We start from the raw sequence: 1,383 nt of genomic DNA, 5'->3' as shown, positions 1-1,383 counted from the left end.
GCCCCCGGGCGCCCCCCCCACCTCCATGTGCGCAGGCCCGCAGCAGGGTCATTCCCATGGTCATTCCGCCGCCGAACGCGGCCAGCAGCACGACGTCACCGCTCGACACCGTACGCGTGCGGCGCAGCTGGTCGAACGTGATCGGCACCGACGCCGCCCCGGTGTTGGCGTAGGCGCCGACCGTGGTGGCGAACCGCTCGAAGGGCATGCCGAGGCGATCCGCCATGGTGGCCAGAATGCGGCCGTTGGCCTGGTGCGGCACCAGGTGGGTGACCTCGTCCGGCCGCACCCCGTGGTCGGACAGGAACGCGGCGATCCCGGGCACGACGTGCTCGTCGACGAAGTCGCGCACCCCGCGGCCGTCCATCGTGAAGTAGTGCGAGCCGTCCCGCACGGTGTGCTCGGACGCGGGCCGCCGACTGCCGCCGGCCGCGACACCGACCAGGCCGCGCGCCTCGGCGACGCCGACCAGGCGGGTGGCCACGACGCGCGGCGTCCCGCCGGAACCGATCACGGCGGCACCGGCCCCGTCGCCGAACAGGATCACCGTCCGGCGGTCCTGGGGAGCCAGGATGCGCGAATAGACGTCGGCGCCGATCACCAGCGCCGGGCGGTCGCCGCCGGCCGTCACCATCCGCTCGGCGACCGCCAGGCCGTAGTTGAACCCGCTGCACACCGCGTTGACGTCGAAGGCCACCGTGCCCCGCCCGGCGCCGATCCCGTCGGCCACGATGCTGGCGGTCGGCGGCTGCGGCGAGTCGGGCGTGGAGGTGGCCACCACGACCAGGGCCAGGTCGGCCGCCCGGACGCCCGCGTCGGCGAGCGCCGACCGCGCCGCGCCGATGGCGAGGTCCGAGGTCGCCTCGCCGGGCTTGGCCCAGCGCCGCTCGCGGATCGCCGTCTTCTCGAAGACCCAGTCCCCGGTCACCCCGGCGCGCTCGGCCGCCTCGGCGTTGGTGACGACCCGGCCGGGCAGGCACGCGCCGGTGCCGAGCACGCCGACCGCCCGGTCGCCGTCTTTCCAAGTGAGCATCTGCAGAATCCATTTCGTCGCGGAGGTCCACACCGGACGCCGATGAATGTATGGCAGCGGTAACGGGCGGGGAAGGAAAGGTGACACACTATTTCGCGACGCCTTCGGCGGAGGCCCGATACGGAACAGAATGCAACCGTGGACGTGCTTCCCGACACCCGTCACAACGGTGCACCCTGGGCCGATGCCATCGACGTGCACCATCACATTATCCCCGATTTCTATGCCACCGAACTGCGCGGCACGGCGGGCACCACGGGGCAGATTCAGACAGTCGAAGCATTTACCTCTACGAGTTCGGCGAATATCTCGGAGGGCTTCTTCCAATTATGGATCTTACGGGGCCGGTC

At 71.3% G+C, this 1,383-nt stretch carries 2 protein-coding genes; one reads left to right on the top strand and one right to left on the bottom strand.

The window, feature by feature from the left end; all coding sequences use genetic code 11:
• Window positions 1–1,033, bottom strand: a 1,033-nt coding sequence (locus tag AB0M88_RS53285) for a ketoacyl-ACP synthase III (protein ID WP_364116346.1), incomplete at its 3' end; no start/stop codon positions are given.
• A gap of 138 nt (window positions 1,034–1,171) precedes the next feature.
• Between AB0M88_RS53285 and AB0M88_RS53280 the strand changes: the two genes are divergently transcribed.
• A partial coding sequence (locus AB0M88_RS53280; protein ID WP_364116344.1) for a hypothetical protein occupies window positions 1,172–1,383 on the top strand: 212 nt, incomplete at its 3' end.

Source organism: Actinoplanes sp. NPDC051411, from assembly GCF_040682075.1.
Lineage (GTDB): Bacteria > Actinomycetota > Actinomycetes > Mycobacteriales > Micromonosporaceae > Actinoplanes.
The sequence above is the reverse complement of the archived record's forward strand: the minus strand, read 5'-3'. Positions and strand labels throughout refer to the sequence as shown.